Annotated in this window: 1 protein-coding gene and 1 pseudogene; both read left to right on the top strand. The window is 61.5% G+C overall.

Annotated elements, in window-relative coordinates; all coding sequences use genetic code 11:
• Positions 1–658: 658 nt before the first annotated feature.
• A complete protein-coding gene (locus tag AC0L27_RS40785; protein WP_473323698.1) occupies positions 659–3,436 on the top strand; it encodes an autotransporter family protein in 2,778 nt (925 codons plus the stop codon).
• Between the two features lie 270 nt (positions 3,437–3,706).
• Positions 3,707–3,918, top strand: a pseudogene (locus AC0L27_RS40780) (hypothetical protein); the annotation flags it as partial.

Raw genomic sequence — 3,918 nt, 5'->3', positions numbered from 1 at the left:
GGTAAGGGGCCGAAGACTTCTGGCACATCGGTGATCACGGTGCACGCGACGATTAAGTAGCGGGTCGAGCAGTTGAGCGACGCCTACGAGGCCGCACCAGTCTCGCGGCTGTTGATGGCGTCCGACCTGGGGCCGTCCGCGATCGCGAAGACGTTGAAGATCGGCCGAACATCAGTTTATCGCGCACTTGCAGAGTGAGCCGCTCTCACGTGCAATCCGCAAAGCTTCTATCCGGTACGCGAGGCGCTTGCTGCGCCTCCAGAGCTTCACGCGTCCAGCAACAAGATCAGGCCGAGCAGTTTTCGGGTCGAGGGGGCAGGGGGAGAGAAAGAAGCTTGCTGTCTGTTCGGTCTGTATTGCTGTCCATTGCGTGGCTCGGGAGCATCATCAAGCTGCCAAAACCAAACCCGGACGGCCCTCGTCATAATTGAGGCAATACCTTGTACGACTGTGGTTCCGGTGATTTGCAGTCGTTTAGTTTCGCGCTCTCTGTCAGATCGCCAGGAGCTGTTGGGTGCGCTCAGTCCTTCGACGCCAGCGATTGGATAACCGCCGAACTGATGCGTCGACCTGCAGCCCTGCGGGCACCACCCCGGCATTCAATACGTCGGTCTGGAGACGTATATACGCGACAGTGCAGCCGATACCGATCCGAGCCGTGATCGCGATCGCGACGCTCGTTCTGCTTGCGTCCGGCGCCGTGGTTGAGAGGGCGACCGCCCAAGCCTGTAGCGTCGCAGGATCCACCGTCACGCTCACCAGCGGATCTTGTACCATTGCTCCCGATACCGTTCTCAACGGCTCGCCTGCGGTTCACGCGCTCACCAGCGCCAACATCACCACCAGCAACGTCAACATCAATCCTTTCAACGGCGGAAGCACCGGTGGTTTGGCCGAGACCAACGGCACGATCACCTTCAGTTCCGGGTCCAGCATCAATGGCAACTGGGCCATCGCTGCGTCTGCGCAAAGCGGCGGTCAGATCATTTTCCGAACAGGAGCGGCCATTAACCCGCCCTTCGGCGGCGGAGGCACTGCACTCCTTGCCAATGGAGCGAACAGCCAAATCAGCGCGACGGGTCTCTCCGTAAGTCTCAACGGCGCAGGGGGCAACGTAGCCGCGAGGGCGACCAATGGCGGCACCATCAACCTGATAAGCGGTAATTCAATCGATTACGCAGCTGGGGGTGGAGGCAATACCGGTCTTTGGGCAACCGGCGCCGGCAGCCAGATCTTATTGACGGGTACGACCTTATCGATGCCGGGTGGTGGCGGTGGCGACATCGGCGCGAAGGCGGAAACAGGTAGCAAAGTGAGTTTGACCGGCGGCAGTGTCACCGTCAGTGGAAACGGCGGGGGAGAGACGGGACTTCTGGCGACTGGCACTGGGAGTACGATTACAGCAAACAACGTAGTCGTCAGCGTTAGTGGAGGCGGCGGTAACGCCGGGGTGAGTTCAGCGAACGGCGCCGGCATCATGACGACCGGCGGTTCGGTATCTGACGTCAACGGCGCAGGCGGCCGGCTTCAGAACGGCGGCAGCGTGACGATGGCCGGCACTAACGTGACGGCTTCGGGGAATGGCGGCATCGGCTTTCTTTTCAACAACGGCGGCGCCGCCAACACGTTGCAGTACAGCAATGCGACGATTATGGCGAGCGAGGCTTCCTTCCTGGTGCAGGGCGCCACTGCCAACATCAATCTCAGCAACACGATCGCGACTGCGAACAACAACACCCTGCTCGACACGAACTCGTCCGGCAACACGACGTTCAACGCTCAAGGGGCGACCTTGCAAGGAATGATCTCGACGCAGGGCGGGAGTATGAGCACGGTAAATCTCACGCAAAATACCATCTGGACGATGACCGGGACTTCGACGGCAACAACCGTCATCAACGACAACAGTCAGATCACCTACACCGCGCCGACCGGGAATCCCACGCAACTGTCGAGCTACAAGACGCTAACCGCGGGCAACTACGTGGGCGCGAACGGCACAATCGGGCTCAACACGTTTCTCGGCCCCGACGGCTCGCCTTCGGACAGGCTCATCATCAACGGCGGCAGCGCGACCGGCAATTCCGTCTTGCACATCACCAATGCGGGTGGCCCCGGCGCAGAGACGGTGGCGAATGGCATCGCGGTGGTGCAGGTAATCAACAACGGCACAACGGTACCCGGTGCCTTCGTGCTCGCCGGCGAGGTGCGCGGCGGCGCCTTCGACTATTTTCTTTTCCGTGGAGGCCTCGCGGGCAGCAGTCCCAACGACTGGTTTCTCCGCTCGACCTTTGTCGTCCCCCCGGAACCGATCGAGCCGCCATCAGTGCCGCTCGTGCCACTCGGACCGGCACTACCAACCAATCCGCCCCCTGGGACGCTGCCCCCGGGTATCTACCCAATCATCGGGCCGGAGATCGCGACCTATGGTGTGGTCCAGCCGATCGCCCGGCAGTTGGGGATGACGACGCTTGGCACCCTGCATGAACGCATCGGCGATACGTTGCTCGACGCAAATGCGGGCGCGCCATGCCCCGCCGGCGGTCTGGTACCAGCGCGAGCGCCGACCGATTGCGCGAGCGCCGGCTGGGGGCGGGTCCTCGGTCAGCAGATCGACAGCCATTACAGGGCGTTCGCTGATCCGCGCACCTCCGGCCAGGTGCTGGGCTTTCAGACCGGCCTCGATCTGTGGCGGGGCGAATGGATACCGGGCCATCGCGATGCCGGAGGCATTTATGTCGGATATGCCAATGCCAATGTCGATGTGAGCGGCCTCGTCACGAACGAAGCAGCGACCGGCTACATGCTCCGTCACACCGGCGGTCTCAATCTCAATGCATGGTCAGGCGGCGCTTACTGGACGCATTACGGCCCGAATGACTGGTACCTTGACGCGGTGGCACAGGCGACGCGCTACGAAGGCGCAGCCTCCACGCAATTCGCCAGCCTTTCAACCACTGGGTTCGGCTTCCTCTCGTCGTTGGAGACGGGCTATCCCATTCGGTTGCCGATGTTCGGGCCGGGCTTCGTACTGGAGCCGCAGGCGCAGATCGTCTGGCAACATGTGTCGTTCGACGACGCCAATGATGGTCTAGGTGCAGTCGCACTGGGGACAACGTCGGGCACCAGCGGGCGGATTGGCCTGCGCGGCCGATGGACCGTCGCCAGCGACAGCGGGCAGGTGTGGCAGCCTTATGTTCGCGCCAATCTGTGGCGCGATTGGGCGGCGCAGGCGACAACGACATTTTCCGGTGTCGATCTGGTGCCCTTGCTTGAGCAGGCCACGCGCCTGCAACTCGGAGGTGGGGTGAGTGTGAGGATGAACGCCAACGTCAGCTTCTACGCCAATGCCGACTACCAGTTCGCTGTCAGCGACACCGACGGCGGCAGGCGTGATGGCATTCGCGGAGCAGCTGGCGTCCGGTATGCGTGGTGAAGCTGGGGAAGACATCTGCCCATGTTCAGTTCTTCCATATTTGAACCCGAGCGGACTCGGCTGTAATTTGAAGACCCAAACTGCGGACCGATGGGAACTCAATTCTTAAGCTGGATTAACAACTTGCGGGCCAATTTCGTCCGCAAGTGTGACTTCCACGCTACATCCCACCGGCAGCATCTCGCCTAAAAAAGGAGCAGGAATCATGAGGGGCGCTCCTGCCTAGCCTGACGCTTCGGGGACAACGGAAGCGGACTGGGAGAAATTCATATGAAGAAGATTTTGGTTGGTGCAATTGGCGCTGTGGCGCTGAGCATGTCCGCTCCTGCGAGCGCTGCAGATATGGCGGCCCGTCCCTACACCAAGGCGCCCCCGATGGTTGCGCCGATCTATGATTGGACCGGCTTCTACATCGGCGCGAACGGTGGCTGGGGTCAAAGCCGCAATTGCTGGGATTTCGTCGGCGCGGCCGGCGTGGTTTT

This window comes from Bradyrhizobium sp. Ken51 (assembly GCF_055807435.1).
This window is presented reverse-complemented; position numbering and strand designations above follow the sequence as displayed.